Origin of the sequence: Paraburkholderia sp. Ac-20336, assembly GCF_017105025.1 — a bacterium.
Lineage (GTDB): Bacteria > Pseudomonadota > Gammaproteobacteria > Burkholderiales > Burkholderiaceae > Paraburkholderia.
Genome location: NZ_JAAGPS010000001.1, coordinates 351,191 through 368,473, shown reverse-complemented (window position 1 = coordinate 368,473; position 17,283 = coordinate 351,191). Strand labels below are relative to the sequence as shown.

At 61.9% G+C, this 17,283-nt stretch carries 14 protein-coding genes; 3 read left to right on the top strand and 11 right to left on the bottom strand.

The genetic code is table 11. The features are described 5' to 3' along the window. Positions 1 to 117: 117 nt before the first annotated feature. Positions 118 to 2,778 carry a glycosyl hydrolase family 28 protein gene (locus tag GXB81_RS01595; protein ID WP_205988113.1) on the bottom strand — a complete coding sequence of 887 codons (2,661 nt, stop codon included), beginning with the start codon at positions 2,776 to 2,778 and terminating at the stop codon, positions 118 to 120. An 887-nt stretch (positions 2,779 to 3,665) separates the two neighbouring features. Here GXB81_RS01595 and GXB81_RS01590 point away from each other — a divergent pair. Further along, positions 3,666 to 5,351 (top strand): methyl-accepting chemotaxis protein, encoded by a 1,686-nt coding sequence (locus GXB81_RS01590; protein ID WP_241016179.1) that lies wholly within the window; start codon positions 3,666 to 3,668, stop codon positions 5,349 to 5,351. A gap of 56 nt (positions 5,352 to 5,407) precedes the next feature. Here GXB81_RS01590 and GXB81_RS01585 read toward each other — a convergent pair whose 3' ends face one another. The 9 genes from GXB81_RS01585 to GXB81_RS01545 form a co-directional block, all read right to left on the bottom strand. Continuing rightward, a complete protein-coding gene (locus GXB81_RS01585; protein WP_205988112.1) occupies positions 5,408 to 5,665 on the bottom strand; it encodes a hypothetical protein in 258 nt (85 codons plus the stop codon). A gap of 76 nt (positions 5,666 to 5,741) precedes the next feature. After that, complete coding sequence (locus GXB81_RS01580) at positions 5,742 to 5,999, bottom strand: hypothetical protein (RefSeq protein ID WP_167037281.1); 258 nt, start codon at positions 5,997 to 5,999, stop codon at positions 5,742 to 5,744. Continuing rightward, positions 5,980 to 6,498 (bottom strand): DUF2778 domain-containing protein, encoded by a 519-nt coding sequence (locus GXB81_RS01575; protein WP_167037283.1) that lies wholly within the window; start codon positions 6,496 to 6,498, stop codon positions 5,980 to 5,982. Before GXB81_RS01575 ends, GXB81_RS01580 begins: the two co-directional genes overlap by 20 nt. A 123-nt stretch (positions 6,499 to 6,621) precedes the next feature. Further along, on the bottom strand, positions 6,622 to 7,011 hold the full coding sequence (locus tag GXB81_RS01570) for a hypothetical protein (protein WP_167281312.1): 390 nt from the start codon (positions 7,009 to 7,011) through the stop codon (positions 6,622 to 6,624). A gap of 57 nt (positions 7,012 to 7,068) precedes the next feature. After that, positions 7,069 to 7,827 carry an SDR family oxidoreductase gene (locus tag GXB81_RS01565; RefSeq protein ID WP_205988111.1) on the bottom strand — a complete coding sequence of 253 codons (759 nt, stop codon included), beginning with the start codon at positions 7,825 to 7,827 and terminating at the stop codon, positions 7,069 to 7,071. Positions 7,828 to 7,956: 129 nt separating this feature from the next. Further along, complete coding sequence (locus tag GXB81_RS01560; RefSeq protein ID WP_205988110.1) at positions 7,957 to 8,958, bottom strand: substrate-binding domain-containing protein; 1,002 nt, start codon at positions 8,956 to 8,958, stop codon at positions 7,957 to 7,959. 37 nt (positions 8,959 to 8,995) lie between these two features. Next, complete coding sequence (locus tag GXB81_RS01555) at positions 8,996 to 9,955, bottom strand: ABC transporter permease (protein WP_167037294.1); 960 nt, start codon at positions 9,953 to 9,955, stop codon at positions 8,996 to 8,998. Positions 9,956 to 9,992: 37 nt separating this feature from the next. Further along, entirely contained in the window at positions 9,993 to 11,483 is a 1,491-nt protein-coding gene (locus GXB81_RS01550) for a sugar ABC transporter ATP-binding protein (RefSeq protein ID WP_167037297.1), read from the bottom strand. A 130-nt stretch (positions 11,484 to 11,613) separates the two neighbouring features. After that, positions 11,614 to 13,734, bottom strand: coding sequence for a bifunctional rhamnulose-1-phosphate aldolase/short-chain dehydrogenase (locus tag GXB81_RS01545; protein WP_205988109.1), 2,121 nt, complete (start codon positions 13,732 to 13,734; stop codon positions 11,614 to 11,616). A 182-nt stretch (positions 13,735 to 13,916) separates the two neighbouring features. Between GXB81_RS01545 and GXB81_RS01540 the strand changes: the two genes are divergently transcribed. Together GXB81_RS01540 and GXB81_RS01535 are read left to right on the top strand one after the other, a co-directional pair. Beyond that, a complete protein-coding gene (locus GXB81_RS01540; protein WP_167037303.1) occupies positions 13,917 to 14,708 on the top strand; it encodes a DeoR/GlpR family DNA-binding transcription regulator in 792 nt (263 codons plus the stop codon). Further along, the gene (locus GXB81_RS01535) at positions 14,705 to 16,117 is read left to right on the top strand and encodes an FGGY family carbohydrate kinase (RefSeq protein WP_205988108.1); all 1,413 of its coding nucleotides are present in this window, start codon (positions 14,705 to 14,707) and stop codon (positions 16,115 to 16,117) included. The genes GXB81_RS01540 and GXB81_RS01535 overlap by 4 nt, the downstream gene beginning before the upstream one ends. A gap of 143 nt (positions 16,118 to 16,260) precedes the next feature. Here the strand turns inward: GXB81_RS01535 and GXB81_RS01530 are convergent, their stop codons facing one another. Then, positions 16,261 to 17,220 carry a D-glycerate dehydrogenase gene (locus GXB81_RS01530; RefSeq protein WP_205988107.1) on the bottom strand — a complete coding sequence of 320 codons (960 nt, stop codon included), beginning with the start codon at positions 17,218 to 17,220 and terminating at the stop codon, positions 16,261 to 16,263. Positions 17,221 to 17,283: the final 63 nt, after the last annotated feature.

Here is a 17,283-nt window from a genome sequence, read left to right as displayed (position 1 = left end):
CGTGTGCCCTGGGTGAACAGGGTGCACAACAAAAGCCCCGCAGTCGCCTGTGGGGCTTTTTTCCAGCAGGACTCGCGGCATCACACCACGAGTCCCGCACCTTCAAGAGAACGACCTTTACTTCACATTCGGAAACACCGGCCAGGACGATGCCTGATCGCACAGCGACAGCTTCGGATTCTGCGCGACGATCGTCGCCGCGGGGTTCGTGTCGCCCGCCGCGCCCGCGTCGTCGCTGCCGTTGACGGTCAGGTTCAGCGTGTTCGTCGTGGCCGTGTACTTGCCCGCGCCGCTCGACGTGTTCGTCAGAATACCGCCTGTACCGTGAGCGAACGACTGGCCGATCAGGCTGACATTCGCGCCGAGGTTCAGCGTCGCATTGGCCGCCTTCGATTGCGAAGAACCGTCGGTCGAACCGATGTTCACCACGCCCTTGCTCAGGTTCGAGATGCCGAGCACAACGTCGTTATCCGCGACCACGTTATTCATGTTCAACTGAATGACGCTTTGCGTATTGGCGAAGCTCGTATCGGCATGCAGGCCGCGGAAGGTCAGATTGCCGCCGCCCGCTTTACCCGCAGCCTTGTTGGCCGGAATGTTCATCATCCGGACGTTGCTGAGGTTGATGTCGTGGAAGCTCGGAATCAACCAGCCAAGACCGGTGTACGAAATCGGATCGGCACTCGGGCCCGTGTAGTACATGTCGAACACGAGGAAGTCCTTCACCCCACGCATACATGCGCCGTCGTAGTAGATGTTGCTGACGTCGCCACCGCGCGCCTGGCCGCTCTTGATGCGCAGACCCACGATGCCCATATCCGTCGACGCATTGGTGCCGTCGTAGATATTGTCGAAGTAGTTGTCGTAGAAGTGAATGTTTCGGATACCTGCATTGGTCGGGCTGCCGATCGACAGGCCGTGACCGTTGTAGTTGTGGTTGTGCGCAACCGTAATGCCGTAGGTGCGGTTCGACGAAACGTCGCGGTTGCCGTCGATGCCCCACGCCATATTGGCCGCCGCCGAGCCGTTCTGTGCGCCGTGCGTCGCGGCCGGACGCGGGTCCTGCAGGCCGCCCTTGAACGCGACGTTGTCGTCGGACGGGCTCAGGTAGTTGTAGACGATCGCGACGTTCTTCACATAACCGTCGAAGTAGACCTGCCCCGCCGACGTCGTCGTGCTGCCCGTGCCGAGCGCAGCGTGCTCCGGCCCCGCCGCAACGCTCGGATCGACGCCATCGGTATTCTTCACGCCGGTCGAGCTGGCGTCGATCGTCGCGCCCGTGTAGAGATGCGAGTACGAACCGCTGACGCCGTCGAAGCCGTCGTTGTTCATGCCGACGCTCGCCTGATTCGCCGCGTCGGGCAGCAACGGCGTGATGATCTTGATGCCCCACACGCTCAGGCCATCCACGCCGTCGGCTTCGACGGTGAAGAAGGTGCTGTTGCGCAGCGTGATCTGATACAGCGAGAGGTTCTTCGATTGTTGCATCCAGACCATGCCGGGGTTGCCCTGGAAGCTGTACGGGCCGCCGCCGATGTCCTTGTTGCCGTGATACGAGATGTCCCACCAGCTCGCCGGTACCCAACGCGCGCAACCGGCCGTGCCGGCATTGCAGCCCCCGCCCGTGACCGTCATGCCGCCCGGCACGCTGGTCGCCTGGCGGTTCACCACATAGGTGACGGCCGGCGTGGTGAGCGTCGTCTTGCCCATCGCGGTCACGACGTCGCAAGCGGTGCCTTCGGGCGCGAGCGTGCCCGCACGGTAAGCCGCGATCGTGTTCGTGCAGCTGAACTTCGGCGTCGTGACGCCGCTGATGTTGTTGCCCGAATACGTGAACGCCTCGGTGACGCCGGTTGCCCAGCGGATCGTCGGATACTGCGACGACGAGCTGATGAGCGGCATATAGCCACGCGCGTCGATCGAGCCGTTACCCATGATCGAGGTATTGACCGTATGCGTACCGCGAATCAGCGGATAGCAGTTCTGCATGCCGCTGACGCCCGCGAGCGTCGCCTGGCCCGCGTTGACAGTGCCGGCCGGTGCGGGCAGCCCGCTCGGATTGTTGATCGCGGCACCGCAGGTGATCGCGTTCGGCCGGTCTTGCGCGCTCTTGTCGTAGACCACGACGTCGCGGCTCGCGAACAGCGTGACGCCGTCGTCGATCCACAGCGTCACGCCCGACGGCAGCACGAGCGGACCGCTCAGGAACGCATTGCCCGCGCCGCCGCTGTTCCTGACCAGACGCACCGCGAATTTGGTGGCCTTGTAGGACGGATTCGAGAGTGTTTCGCTTGAGGCACCCGCGATGTTGACGAGCGGATTATTGGCCGCCTGTTGCGTGGCAGCAGCCTGCTGATCGGCCTGCACGATCTTCGCGCCGACTTCCGCGTCGACGGTTGCGCCGCATGCGTCGAGCGCGGCCTGGATGCGCGCCTGGTCCGGATTGTTTAGCGCCGTCGTCGCGCCACCATAGGTCGCGGGCGTCGGGTCCGCGCTGACCGGTAGCGAGCCGTCCGCGTTCTTGACGAGCTTGTTGCTGGCTTCGAGAACCGAGCAAACCTGGGTATCCGACGGCAATGCCGGGGAATCGGGCAGGTTCGCGTCGGCGGCGTAGCGGCCCGGCGTCCAGGCCGGGGTAGTCGGCGTGGTCGGGTTGGTGGGTGGGGGCGTCGTCGAGCTGGTGCTGGAGCTTGCAAGGCCGTTTCCATCGCCGCAACCGGCAACGGTCAGGACCAGCAGGCCGAGCACGACCAGCTCTCGGGCTGAGCGCATCTTCATGAGTCATCTCCTTGGGGTGAATCCAGTCCGTGCTCTTGTCAGACCTCTTCCGCTCCTCGTGTCGATGCCGGGAACGCAGCAGATCAGGCAGAGACGTTAGTGTTTGTTATAAGACATCGTATAAGACACAACCTAAATTCTGGGCGGCGAGCCGGTCCGCGAAAACTTCCACGGATATCGCGACACGTATGCCGACAGGGCGATACAGCCACGGGCCGAACGCCTGAAAACCGCACTGCAACAGGAATTTTCATCCTGCATGAGGCGATGTCTCGCCGCTGATTGCCTACTAGGCCAGCCGCCCGGCAATGACCGGCCTCGGCAAACTTCACGGAGCAAAGTCGTCGAGCAATGACGTAATTCATCGTACAACGTGTGCCGAATAATGCGTCAGCCGACCCGGCTCTTTCAATTACAGTAAACCCCACCCTTTCGGAGCAGGATCACGTTGGGACGGGGTAAAGAGAGGCTGAATGGCGCGATTTTCGGACATGCCATCCGGCTTGATCGGTCGAAGTTTGTGAGGCTCATGTTGTCAGTCATATTTATCCAAAACCTGACAAATCATGAGCGCAGCGAGAGACCTTGCTGACAGATACGGACGGATCGCCCATGCGATCGTCCGCGCCGCGCAACCTCATGCCACGCGAGCACCCGACACCAGACGAACCACACAGGGCTTCTTCTGCAAGAAAGGGGGACGCTAAAGAATTTCCCCGATGCGTCGTTAATCCTTACGGCGACTTGATCGACATCTTCGGCCCCCGTTCTTTGGCAACACGCCCGCGTGCCATGCGATTTGATACCGCTGCTCAGGCGACGCATTCCAGGTGAGCCGACGTGCATCAGCACCTTACGTCAAACCACATCTCCTGAAGGGACTCCTTTTGAACCAGTTTTTCTCGACTGTCAGGTCCAAGATCATCGTGGTATTCGTGACCTGCATGGCACTCACCTTGATCATCGGCGCCTTCGGCCTGCGTGGGATATCGGCACTGAGCGAATCGCTACATGACACCTACGCCAACATCGTCATCCCGATGAACAACGTGAATGCCAGCGGCGCCGACCTGCTGCATATCCGCCTGATGCTCTGGCGCACGCTGGCGCAAAAGGACATGACGCTGGTTTCGAAGACGCGCAACTATTCCGCACAGTTGGAAAAGGACTGGAAAAGCTACTACCCGAACGGCGTGTCGAACAGCGAAGAACGTGCAGTGGCCGACAAGATGGATGGTCAGATTACCCAGTACCGCGAGGCCGTCGACAAGGAATTGCAGATCATCGAGCAAGGCTATTTCGACCAGGCGGCCAGTTGGCAGGGGCAATCCGTCACTCCGGTGGGCGACAGTCTCACCTCCCTGCTTGCGCAGGATGCGCGGATCAACGCCAACCATGCAAGAGACAACGACCGCGATGGCACGACTCGCGCCGGACAACTGAAATGGATTTCCGGCGCGCTGCTTCTCGCCGGCACCTTGTTGTCCATCGGCGCGGCGGTCTATCTGGTACGCGCCATTACGCGGCCGCTGGACCGGACCGTGCGCATCGCCGGCAACATTTCGCAAGGCCGGCTCGACGGTCAGATCACCGTGGATGTGGGCGGCGAGTTCGGCCAGTTGCTGGAAGCCATGAAGACCATGAGCCGGCAACTGGCCACCACGATTCGCGGCATTCGCGCCGGCAGCGAATCGGTAACGGTCGCTTCGGGGCAGATTGCCGCGGGCAACCAAGACCTCTCGGCACGCACCGAAGAACAGGCGGCGTCGCTCGAACAAACCGCCGCGAGCATGTCCCAACTGACCGAGACGGTCAAGCAGAACGCCGAAAACGCCCGCCAGGCCAATTCGCTCGCGGCCAATGCGCGCGAGATGACCGATGCGGGCAGCACGGCAGTCGGCACGATGGTGGCGACGATGCGGGAGATCAGTACCGACTCCGCAAAAATCGCGGAGATCACCGCGATGATCGAGGGCATCGCGTTTCAGACCAACATCCTGGCGCTGAATGCGGCAGTCGAGGCAGCCCGTGCCGGTGAGCAGGGCCGCGGCTTCGCGGTGGTCGCCGGCGAAGTGCGCTCGCTGGCGCAACGCGCGTCGGCGGCGGCCAAGGAGATCAAGGAGCTAATCGAGGCGTCGTCGGGCAAGGTTCAGCGCGGTGCGCAGCAGGCCGGCGAAGTGGGCGGAACCATGGACAAGGTCATCGAAGCGATTGGCCGGGTATCCGATATCGTGGGCGAAATCTCGGCGGCCTCGGACGAGCAAAGCAAAGGCATCGTTCAGGTACACCAGGCGATCAACCAGATCGACGAGGTGACGCAGCAAAACGCGGCACTGGTGGAAGAGGCTGCTGCTGCGGCTCAGTCGCTGCAGGAACAGGCCGGCAAGATGAAAGCCGACGTGATGTTCTTCAGGCTCGGCGAGGAAGTATCGTCGGTCCAGCAGGCTGCTTTCAAGGAGACGAGAGCCGCGCAGCCGGTGAAGCCGCAGGTGGCGAAGGTAACAGCTGCGGCCCTGCCGGCACCGGTTGCGGTCGCGGCAGCCAGCAATGCGCAGGAATGGGAAAATTTTTGAGCGGCGTGAAGTGCTGCTGATGGCTTTGAAAAGAAGCCCCGTCGCCGGGGCTTTTTCTACTTCGTGCGATATCGCCGCCATAGCCTCATGATTGCCGCATAGGCAAGCGTAGTTGCGATGAGGTTCATTGCTACCGTGATCCCAAAAAATAAATCGTCGGGGTCACGGATGCCTAACCGGTTAGCGGCGTTCAACCATGCGAGCGACTGGCTTTCTGTCCACTTCACGGGATAGGGATGGACGTACGGCAGCAAAAGACAGAACAGGCCGCAGAACAGAACGACCTTGAACACCCTACGGACAAGTGTTGCCATATGTCACTACCTCGATCGTTTTATATGCGTGGAGCCTCGGATTACGCATGGGGATCGTAGCGAACGGGGCGTCCATCTACTTCGCGCGATACCGCCGCCATAGCTTCATGAGCGTCAGATACACCGCAGTGGTGACGATCAATTGAATAGTCACCCACACCACGAAATATAAGTCCTCGGGATCGCGAATACCGAGCCATTCCGAAGCATTCCACCACACGAGCAACTGGCTCTCCGTCATCGGGTCGGGGTACGTATGGACATAACGAATCGCAAGAACAAACAGGCCGAGAAACAGCGCGACCTTGAAAATCCTACGGACAAGTGTTGCCATATGTCACTACCTCGATCGTTCCATACGCGTGGAGCCCCGAATTACGCACCGGGATCGTAGCGGTGTGCAAAAGCGCACGCCGGATAATCAAAAAGTCAGTATGACGCGACAGGGTGATGCAGCCTAATGAAGTACCTTGGCCGCCTGCTGGATGTAACCGGAACTGCCCACGCTTGACCCCATTGACCCAGGTCACATCATCAATCACCCTATCATCCCGGTATAGGGCGAACCATTCAGCGTGATCGGACGGAGTCCCCTTGATGGCATTCCATGTATCTTTCGTCCATGCATAAGTCTTCGAACGGATGCCACCAGTAGGACGCGCGACGATCCAGTACTTACCAGCGGGAATCGGACCGTTATCGGGCACGGCCGTGCAGCCACCCCGATTGCGGTATTGCTTGTCACCCGAATACGCCTCAAATGTGCCGATACCCAAAAAGCTGAGTGGCGATAGAAGCTCGTTATTGACCAGAAACTTTCCCGTAAGAGCCATCTTTCACGCCTCCCTATCCACGCTTACTGCACGAGTCTGTGTATTTGATATTCCCATCAAGGCAATGGCACGTAGTGCGAACATGCTAAGTCAGACCTCCTAATATTGAGAGAAGCGTTTCAGTCAAGGCACGCCTTGCTTGATCAACGCCTTCGCTACACTGCCCCAATAACGGAGAATCAGGAAGTGATCCAGCGCAAAGAAGAATGTGAATTGGCGAGAATTAACGCCATCGCAAAAAAGCCCGCGCAAGGCGGGCTTCGTCGGGGCAGTGGGCGGCACGCTGAAGTCACCTGTCCCCGGTAGCTTGTGTGGGTACGGCGTGCGCATGTCAGCACTAGCCTCGATCCACTTCACGGTAGCCGCGCGCAGGTCGCCGCCTTTTTGCTGTTCCGGTTCGTAGCGGTTGTGTTCGGGGTTGCGATCGCGGCAGAAAACAATGTGTCGGAATGGAAAATTTCTGAGCAGCGTAAACCGCCGTCGATCGAAAAGCCATAAGCCGGATAGAGGCACGCGCCCCTATCCGGTCCATGACTTGATCCGCCCTATTGCAAGCCGCCTGAAAACACCCTATTGCGTCGTATAACCGCCATCGACCACAAGGTTTTCTCCATTGATCATGGCCGCAGCATCGCTTGCGAGATAGAGCGCGGCGAACGCAATTTCATCGGGTTGCGCGAAGCGGCCCGACGGAATCTTGCGCTTGAACTGCGCGCCGACTTCGCCGGCCCATGCGCGCCGCCCGAGTTCCGTTTCGACGACGGTCGGTGAAATCGCGTTGACGGTAATGCCGCGCGGCCCCCATTCGCCGGCCAGCACGCGGGTCATGCCGAGTAGCGCTGCTTTGCTGGCACTGTAGGCCAGATGCTTGTCGAGCCCCACGAGCGCCGCCTGCGACGCCATGTTGACGATGCGGCCCGCGCCCCGCTCCAGCATATGCCGCCCGACCTCGCGCGTGTAGAGAAAAGGGCCCCTGAGATTGATCGCCATAGTCTGATCCCAGAGCGCCGCGCTCATGTCCTCGGCTTTCTCGATCAAGCCGATGCCCGCGTTGTTGACGAGTACGTCGATGCGTCCGAAACGGGCAATAACGTCCGCCACGATAGCTTGCGTGCGCGCTTCGTCGCTGACGTCGCCACACCATCCGGCACTGCCGTTGCCGAACGACGCCGCAACGCGTTCGACCTCGTCGCTGATGTCGACCAGCGCGACGCGCGCGCCCTGGGCCACGAACTGGGTGGCAATGGCAAGGCCGATACCCGAGGCACCGCCGGTAATCAGAACGACCTTATGGCTAAAGTCGAACGCTTGCTGAAAAGATCCGGGCATGACAACACAACCTTTCTAGATACGGAGTACGGGGAAAAACTGGCCGGAGCAGAAACAAACCCGCAGATCAATCCGTAGATAAACCCGGCGGACAAACCCTCCGCACCCCGGCCAACGCATCACGCTTTCCTAACGCGCCGTCTCGAACTGCGCAGCGTTCGCTTTCGTCACTTCGGTCCAGGGCACCGCGTACAGTTTCGCGGTACCGTCGCCCCACGGCATGGTACTCGCGTACTGCTGCCAGATCGTCGACTGCGGCTTGTAGCTCGGCCCGATCTCGTGACGCAGCATGATATCGAGCGCGCCTTGCGCCTGCGCCTTGGCGTCCTGCCGCTCGGTCAGCACCATCTCGCCGCGGGCGATGGCCTTGATCGCATCGGTCACGCCGTCGATGCCGGCAATGGGGACCGTCTTCGGATCGATATTCGCGGCCTTCAACGCGGCAATCGCGCCGAGCGCCATTTCGTCGTTTTCGGCAATCACGCCATTGATCTGCCCGGGATGAGCCGTGATCCAGTTCTGCATCAACGTCAACGCTTCGGCACGCGACCAGTTGGCGGTCTTGCGCTCCAGCACCTTGATGCCCGGGTTCTGCTTGAGCACCTTGTCGATGCCTTCACCGCGCTGCATCGCGCCCATTTGTCCGACCGGACCTTCGAGAATCACGACGTTGCCTTTGCCGCCGAGTTTCTTCACGACCGCGCCCGCTTCGAGCTCGCCGCCGAGCACGTCGTTCGAGCCGATATACGAAACCAGTTGATCGCTCTTGACCGGGCCGTTCGATCCGACGACCGGCAGACCCGCGGCAGCGGCCTTGCGCACCACATTGCCGCCGGCAATCGAGTCGATCGGAATATAGAGCGCACCGTCGTATTTCTGCGTAATCATCGTATCGAACTGGCCGTCCTGCGTCATGTGATCGTAGCGGCCGTCGAAGACCGTCAGATTGACGAGGCCGCTCTTCACCGCGGGGTGATCCTTCAGCGCATTCACCCATAGCTGCGCATACTCGTTTCTCTGCCCATACACGGCCGCGCCGATTTTCCATGTCTTGACCGGCGCGCTTTGCGCGAACGCCGCCGCGCACGCGACACCGAGCGTAACTGCCGTGAGCCATTTTGCTGATTTCATATCGTCTCCTGGTTGTAAGTTTGCGCGAGGCAGGGCCTCAGTTGCTTTCCCGGCGCGCGGCGATATCGAGCAGAACCGCGCACACGATGACCGCGCCCTTGATGACTTGCTGGTAATACGAAGACACGCCCATCAAATCGAGTCCGTTGTTGATGACACCAATGATCAGTACGCCAAACAGCGTGCCCGCGACGCCGCCAATCCCGCCCGACAGACTCGTGCCGCCGATCACGACGGCCGCAATCGCATCGAGTTCATACCCCACCCCCGCCTGGGTCAGCGCCGAAGTCGTGCGCGCGTTGAGCACCACGCCGGCGAGTCCCGCGCAACCGCCGCAGATCGCATACACGGACAGCAGGATCAGCCGGGTCGGCACGCCACTCGCACGCGCGCTCTTTTCGTTGCCGCCGACCGCATAGACATAGCGGCCAAAGCGGGAATAGCGCAGCACGACGAGCGAGGCGGCGAACAGGGCCAGGAAGATCAGCACGGGAATCGGCACGCCGGCCACCTTCCCCTGGCCAATCAGCAGAAACGCATCGGACAGGCCGGAGATCGGCATGCCGTCGTTGTAGATCTGGGTCGCACCGCGAGCGATGCTGAGCATGCCGAGCGTGACGACGAAAGCCGGCACGCGAAAGCGGGCAATCACCAGACCGTTGAGCGCGCCGGACGCCACGCCGACCGCGACGCCCGCAACAACTGCGAGGAACGGAGCGTGCGGTGCATCGCCCGCGACGACGCTCGCCGCAACCATGCCGGCAAACGCGAGCACCGAACCGACCGACAGATCGATTCCCCCGGCGAGAATCACGAAGGTCATGCCGATGGCGAGCAGACCGTTGATCGACACCTGCTGCAGGATATTCAGCAGATTGTTGATGGTCAGAAAATACGGATTCATCGACGACAGCGCAATACAGATCGCGACAAAGGCCGCGACGATGCCATAGCGCGACAGGTGCTTCATCGACAGGGAGCGTTGTGCAAGCATCATGATGTGGAGTCCAGATAAGTGCGAGAACAGGCAGCGCCTACGACGCGAGATGCGTCAACGCATGATGTGAAGCCTCGGCGCGTGTCAGCGTGCCGGTGATCCGGCCGCGCGCGAACACGGCGATCCGGTCGCTGACCTGCATCACCTCGTCGAGCTCCGACGACACGACAATCGCGCATCGGCCATCCGCCACGAACGTGTTGAGAAACTCGTAGATCTGCTGCTTGGTCCCTTCGTCGATACCGCGAGTCGGTTCGTCGCACAGCAGAATGCGCGGCTGCGTGAGCAGAAAACGCGCGAGAATGACTTTCTGCTGGTTGCCGCCCGAGAGTTGCTGCACGGGAATTTCAGCGGAGCTGGTGCGAATCGAGAATTGCTGGACCATCTGCGCGAGGGCGTGCCGTTCGCGTTCGGCGCGAATCCAGCCGGCTTTCGAATAGCCGCGCAGCGCCGCGAGAGAAACGTTCTCGCGCACCGAACGACAACCGACGAGACCCGTGTCCTTGCGATCCTCGGTGATAAGCGCGAGGCCGTTGCCGAGCGCATCGGCCGGCTTGTCGATGCGCACCGGTTTTCCGTCGATCAGCAGCGTGCCTTCGTCGGGCCGCGTCAGACCGAATACGGCATTGAGAAATTCGCTGCGGCCCGCGCCCATCAGCCCATAAATGCCGAGAATCTCGCCGCGCCTGACCTGCAGATCGATGCCGGTAAAACGCTTGCGCTGCGCGTAGCCGCGCGCTTCGAGCATGACCGGCGCGTCGGGCAGCGTGGTCGGGCGCTGGCTCTTCGTCACGCGCTCGCCGACGATCCCATGCACCAGATGCGCGGCGTCGATATCCGCGAGCCTCCCCGCTTCGATAAAGCCGCCGTTGCGAAAGATCGTGTATTCGGTGGCGATCGAAAATATCTCGCTCATGCGGTGCGAGACGTAGATCACGCCCACCCCGCGAGCGGTCAGCCGGTGGATCGCGTCGAAAAGGATCGCCGTTTCGGCCTCGCCGATCGCGGAAGTCGGCTCGTCCATGATCAGAATGTCGCTGTCGTAGCTGATCGCCTTGGCGATTTCGACAAGCTGGCGCTTGGCGAGACTCAAGCGTCGCAGCGGCGCCCGCACGTCGATCGAGAAACCGAGCGACTCCATCAGTTCGGCCGCGCGTTTGAAGAGGCGGCGGTAGTCGACGACGAGCCCGCCGAGCTTCATCGGTTCGCGGCCGAGAAACAGATTCTCCGCGACAGTCATGTCGAGCAACGGATTCAGCTCCTGGCTGATCATCGCAATGCCGGCCGCCAGGGAGTCCGCCGGCGACTCGAAATTGACCGGCTTGCCCTTGCAACTGATCGTGCCGCCGTCGCGCCTCAGCATGCCGGTCAGGATGTTCAGAAACGTCGACTTGCCAGCGCCGTTGCCGCCGCACAATGCGTGCACCGTGCCCGGCCGCAGTTCGAGCCGGCCGTCGCGCAGCGCCGGCACGCCGTTGAACGATTTCTGCACACCCGCGGCATGCAGCAGGTAGTGATCGTTGTCCATGTCTCCACCACGTTGCGTTTTTATACGGTGTCCCGATCGATGCCGAAAGATTCGCTGCCGCCCGCTGTGGGGTGCGTGAGGCAGCCGGTGGCTCAGCGGGCTCAGTGGATCTCAGCGGATTTCACCGGATTCACCGGGTAAAGGCGGCAGCGTTGCCTGCGTCGACGTTGAGGATGTTCCCGGTCGACTTGGCCGACAGATCGCTCGCGAAGAAGTACACGCCTTCGGCAATGTCCTCGGGCAGCACGCTGAGCTTGAGCATGCTGCGCTTGCGATAGAAGTCTTCGATGTCGTCCGTCGCGATCTTGTTGGTGGCGGCACGCTCTTCCTTCCACTTGCCGTCCCATATCTTCGAGCCGCGTATCACCGCATCGGGATTCACGACGTTGACGCGAATGCCGTGCTCGGCGCCTTCCAGCGCGAGACAACGCGCCAGATGGATTTCCGACGCCTTGGCCGTGCAATAGGCGGCCGCGCCCGCCGACGCAACGAGCCCGTTCTTGCTCGCGACAAATACGATGCTTCCGCCGACACCCTGCTCGCGCAACAGCCGATACGCGGCACGCGCGACCAGAAAATAACCGGTCGACAGAATGTTCATGTTGCGATTCCAGAGTTCGAGGCTGGTATCGCCAATCGCCGCCGAGGACGCGATGCCCGCGTTCGACACCACCAGGTCGAGCCCGCCGAAACTCGCGAGAGCCGCGGCCATCGATGCCTGCACCGACGCCTCGTTCGTCACGTCGGTCACGGCGCTGGCCACCATGTCCTTGCCGAAACGCTGGCGCAGGCTTGCCTCGGCTTCGGTCAAGGCGTTCGCATCGATGTCGGCGAGCAGCACGCACGCGCCTTCCTGCAAGAAGCGCTCGGCGGTCGCCCGGCCGATGCCGCCCGCCGCCCCGGTGACCAATGCGATGCGGCCCGCCAGGCTCTTCGGCTTGGGCATGCGTTGCAGCTTGGCCTCTTCGAGCAGCCAGTATTCGATGTCGAACGCTTCCTGTTCGGGCAGACCGACATAGCGGTCGACACGCTGCGCCTCGCGCATCACGTTGATCGCATTGATGTAGAACTCGCTCGCGATGCGGGCCGTGGCCTTGTCGCGCGCGAAGCTCAGCATACCCACGCCGGGGATCAGGTAGATCACCGCGTTCGGGTCGCGCATGGCCGGGCTGTTCGGACGCTTGCAGCGTTCGTAGTAGTCCCGATAGTTCTCGCGGTATTGCTCGAGCGCGACGTCGAGGCCCGCGATCACCTCGTCGAGGTTGTTGCGCTGCGGATCGAAGTCCAGCACCAGCGGATAGATCTTCGTGCGCAGAAAATGATCGGGACAGGATGTGCCGAGCGCGGCCAGCGGTGCCAGTTCCTTGCTGCACACGAATTCGAGCACTTCCGCGCGATCGTCGAAATGCCCCTGCTTGTACTGGCCGCCCGCCGCCGCGCCGCTAATCTTGCCGCGCAAAACCGGAACGAGCCGCTCGACCACGCGCAACCTCGCCTCGCGGTCGAGCGGCGCCTGCACCGCGCCGCCGAAGGCCGGTTTGTCGCCGCGCGCGGCGAGCCACGCATTGGCCTGCGCAATTACGCGCACCGTGTTCTCGTAACACGCCTTCGAGGTGTCGCCCCAGGTGAAAAGGCCGTGGTTTTGCAGCATCAGCCCTTTGAGTCCCGGATGGTCGCGAGTGATGTTGCCGAGCTGGACGCCGAGGTCGAAGCCGGGACGTTGCCACGGCACCCAGGCAAGCTCGCCATGGAAGATCTCGCGCGTCAGCTGCTCGCCGTTCTCGCTCGCCGCGATTGCGATCACCGCGTCCGGGTGCATGTGATCGACGTGCGCTTTCGGAATGTACGCATGCAGCGCGGTGTCGATGCTCGCGGCGCGCGGATTCAGGTTGAAGGTGCAATGCGAGGCCATCGCCACCATCTCGTCCTCGTGAGCGAGTCCGCGATAGCGCGACTTGAGCGCTTGCAGCTTGTCCATATAGAGCGTGGCAAAGCCGTCGAGCTTCATACTGCCGACGTCGCCGCCCGATCCCTTGACCCACAGGACCTGCACCGGCTGCCCGGTCAGGGGATCGGGCATGTCGATCTTGCCGGACGTATTGCCACCACCAAAATTGGTGATGCGCAAATCGCTACCCAGCAGATTGGAGCGATACAGCAAAAGCTCCGGCTCGGACATCGATGCAGCCCGCGTGTCGTCCCACAGGGAGACGATCGGGGTCGAAGCGGCAAGATCGGAAGAGGTCTTCATGGAAGCGTTGTCTCGCGGGTTTCGTGGATTGATGGAGCGCAGTTTGTCTACAAAACGCTCATTTTTCAATCGAATTCGGATCAACTTTTTGATTGTTTTGAGCGAGGGTTTTCCATTATCAGGCAATTGATGATTGTTCTGTGAGCAAATGACATAATCCGCCTGAACATGGAGAACCGGCCTTGATCAACCATACGCGGCGCAAGAAATTGCTGAAAATCCTCGCTGAGCGGGGCAGCGTGACCGTCACCGAACTCGAGGGCGCGCTCAACGCGTCCGCCGCCACCATCCGGCGCGACATCGCGGTGCTGGCAACCAGCGGACAACTCGTCAAGGTGCACGGCGGCGCGCAGCATATCGCGCCTGACAAACCGGGTGGACTGGTGGGATCGAACTTCCGGGAAAGCACGGCGGTGCATCCCGAGCGCAAGCGGGCGATCGCCCGGCGCGCGGCGCAGATGTGCCTCGATGGCGAGACCGTCATCATCAATGGCGGAAGCACCACGCACATGATGGCGGAGTACCTCGCCGAGAGTCAGCTCACCATCCTGACCAACTCGTTCCTCACGGCCCAGCAGTTGCTCACGCAGAGCCGCAACGAAATCCTGCTGCCGGGCGGCAAGGTTTATCGCGAGCAGAACGTGATCGTCAGTCCCTTCGAGAACGACGTGATCCAGAATCACTACGCGAGCAAGATGTTCATCGGCGCCGCCGCCGTCTCGCCGTTAGGACTGCTCGAAAGCGATCCGCTGCTCGTGCGCGCCGAGATCAAGCTGATGAAGCAGGCCGACGAGATCATCGTGCTCGTCGACAGTTCCAAGTTCGCGAGCCGGCGTGGCGGACTCATCGTATGCCCGCTCTCGCGCGTGAAGATGCTGATCACCGACAGCGGCGTCGCGGCGGAAACCGTGGAGATGCTGCAAGGCCAAGGCATCGACGTGATCGTGGTCGAGGCCGACCCGGTGGCATCATGAGCGCCGCGCCAGGCCGTCCGGGCGGCGGCAGGGTCGCGGTGTTCGACATCGGCAAGACCAACCTCAAACTCAGCCTGATCGACGAGAACGGTACCTCGCTTGCGGAAGCCCGCCGCGCCAATCATGCCGTGAACGCGGGCCCTTATCCGCACTTCGACGTCGGTACCATCTGGGACTGGCTGCTAGGCGAACTGGCGCGATTTTCCGAGCCGCACCGGATCGGCTCGATCATTACGACGACCCACGGCGCCACCGTTGCGTTGCTGGGCGACGCGGAACTCGCCCTACCCGTGCTCGACTACGAATTCACGGGCATAGAGGAAGTCGACGCCGCCTATGCGTCGCTGCGCGACGATTTCGATCGCACGTTTTCGCCGGCACTACCCAGCGGCCTGAATGTCGGCAAGCAACTGTACTGGCAGTCGCTGCGGTTTCCCGAGGCATTTGCGCGGACGCGCGCGATCGTGCCTTATCCGCAGTACTGGGCGTGGCGTCTGTGTGGCGTGGCGGCGGGAGAAATCACCTCGTGGGGTTGTCATACCGACCTGTGGGACGTGGCGAACGGCGAACTCGCGCCGATGGTACGCAAGATGGGCTGGCAGGATCTTTTTCCGCCGCTGCGCGAGGCCGATGCGGTCCTCGGCGTATTACGGCCGGAAGTGGCCGCGCGCACCGGCCTGCCCGCCGATTGCCGCGTCGTGTGCGGCATCCACGACAGCAACGCGTCGATGGTCAAGCACGTCTATGGCGCACGAGTTCCGCAAGCGCCGTTGAACGTCATCTCATCGGGTACGTGGACGCTCGTAGCGGGTATCGGCGCACCGCTCTCGGTACTCGATCCACGACGTGACATGCTGGCCAACGTCGATGCGTGGGGCCGTCCGGTCGCATGCGCCCGCTTCATGGGCGGACGCGAATTCTTGATACTCAATGCGGGACACGCGAACGACTGCCGCTGGGAAGATATCGCCGCGCTCGTCGCGCGCCGAACCCTCGCGCTACCGAGCTTCGCACCGCTGGGCGGCCCCTGGCCTGACCGGCGCGGTGAAATTCGCGGACCGCAACCGGCTTCCGCACAGGAATCCTATGCACTGGCCACGCTCTACACCGCGCTGGTCGCCGACAATTGTCTCTCGCGCCTGAATAGCAGCGGAGAGATCGTTATCGAAGGCCCGTTGACGGCCAATCCCCACTTCGCCGCCCTGCTCGCGACACTGCGGCCCGCACAGGCGGTGTGGGTATCCGAAGACCGCTCAGGGACGACCGGTGGCGCCTATCTTCTGGCGTGCCGGCCCACGGCATACGACCCGCCGCGTTCGCGCGCGCGGCCCGTTGCGACGTTGCCGATGTCGGACTATGTCGCCGATTGGCGCAATGCGTTGACACACGCGCCGTACGCGCATCCTTAAGCCCGCGCTCAATACGCCGGCGCATCCTTGCGATGCCCGGATGCGCCGGCCGCGCAGCGCCGCAAGCGGATCGGCATTCGGCAATGCCGACGGTTCAGCCGTCGGCAAGCGCTCCGTTTTCGCGTTCTCCGTGAAAACGAACTTCAGACCGGGTTCAATGCGAACCGCCCATCAAGCACCGCCGCAATGTTGTCCAAAGCAGTGAAACCCATCTGGTCGCGCGTCTCGACTGTCGCACTCGCCATGTGAGGCGAAAGGAACACGTTATCGAGACCGGCGAAGCGCGGGTCGACGTTGGGCTCGTTCCGGTAAACGTCGAGTCCCGCGCCGAACAGATGTCCCGATGTCAACGCATCGTAGAGCGCCTCTTCGTCGACCAGCGCGCCACGAGCGGCATTGACGAAAACCGCTCCCTTCGGCAGCAGGGCGAATTCTTTTTTCGTCATGATCGGCGTGCCGCTGCCGGGAACGTGCAGTGTCAGTACCTCGCAGTGCGGCAGCAATTCGTCGAGACTGCCGTAAAACGTCGCGCCATTCTCCAGCGACGGCGACGCACGCTGGATGTCCGTATAAACGACGCGCATGCCGAATCCTTGCGCGCGTCTCGCCACGGCTCGTCCGATACGGCCGAATCCGACGATCCCGAGCGTCCGTCCATGCACACGCGTTCCCAACATGTCAGTCATGCCAAACGATTTCCCCCAGCCCTGGCGCATGATCCGTTCGTATTCGGACGCGCGCCGGCTCGCGGCGAGAACCAGCAGCATGGAAAAATCGGCGGTGCATTCGGTCAATGCATCGGGTGCGTTCGTCACGGCGATTCCGCGTTCGCGGGCGAACGCGACGTTCATATGATCGACACCCGCACTGGCATTCGCAATGATCCTGACGCTGGCAGGCAACTCCGCAATGTGCTCCTTCTGCAAGCCCGATTTTTTCCCGATGAGAACAGCCGGCACCTCGTGCTGCTTGCAGAAGTCGACGACCGACCACGAGTCCATATCGGCATCGGTCACGAAGGCATGAAAGTCATTGACCGCGCGACTTGCCACGGCAGCGGGAACCCTTCGGGCAACCAGGAGTTGGGGTTTGTTTTCAGACATGAGAGGTTCCTTGAGATCGATGGGTGCGCTTAGGCTACGAAAACCGATCCCCGGCGGTCAATG

Excerpts from the sequence above, each read along its gene's own strand:
- GXB81_RS01555 (WP_167037294.1), bottom strand. The coding sequence starts at position 9,955 with ATGATGCTTGCACAACGCTCCCTGTCGATGAAGCACCTGTCGCGCTAT.
- GXB81_RS01545 (WP_205988109.1), bottom strand. The coding sequence starts at position 13,734 with ATGAAGACCTCTTCCGATCTTGCCGCTTCGACCCCGATCGTCTCCCTG.
- GXB81_RS01560 (WP_205988110.1), bottom strand. The coding sequence starts at position 8,958 with ATGAAATCAGCAAAATGGCTCACGGCAGTTACGCTCGGTGTCGCGTGC.
- GXB81_RS01530 (WP_205988107.1), bottom strand. The coding sequence starts at position 17,220 with ATGTCTGAAAACAAACCCCAACTCCTGGTTGCCCGAAGGGTTCCCGCT.
- GXB81_RS01585 (WP_205988112.1), bottom strand. The coding sequence starts at position 5,665 with ATGGCAACACTTGTCCGTAGGGTGTTCAAGGTCGTTCTGTTCTGCGGC.
- GXB81_RS01565 (WP_205988111.1), bottom strand. The coding sequence starts at position 7,827 with ATGCCCGGATCTTTTCAGCAAGCGTTCGACTTTAGCCATAAGGTCGTT.
- GXB81_RS01550 (WP_167037297.1), bottom strand. The coding sequence starts at position 11,483 with ATGGACAACGATCACTACCTGCTGCATGCCGCGGGTGTGCAGAAATCG.
- GXB81_RS01535 (WP_205988108.1), top strand. The coding sequence starts at position 14,705 with ATGAGCGCCGCGCCAGGCCGTCCGGGCGGCGGCAGGGTCGCGGTGTTC.
- GXB81_RS01595 (WP_205988113.1), bottom strand. The coding sequence starts at position 2,778 with ATGAAGATGCGCTCAGCCCGAGAGCTGGTCGTGCTCGGCCTGCTGGTC.
- GXB81_RS01575 (WP_167037283.1), bottom strand. The coding sequence starts at position 6,498 with ATGGCTCTTACGGGAAAGTTTCTGGTCAATAACGAGCTTCTATCGCCA.
- GXB81_RS01580 (WP_167037281.1), bottom strand. The coding sequence starts at position 5,999 with ATGGCAACACTTGTCCGTAGGATTTTCAAGGTCGCGCTGTTTCTCGGC.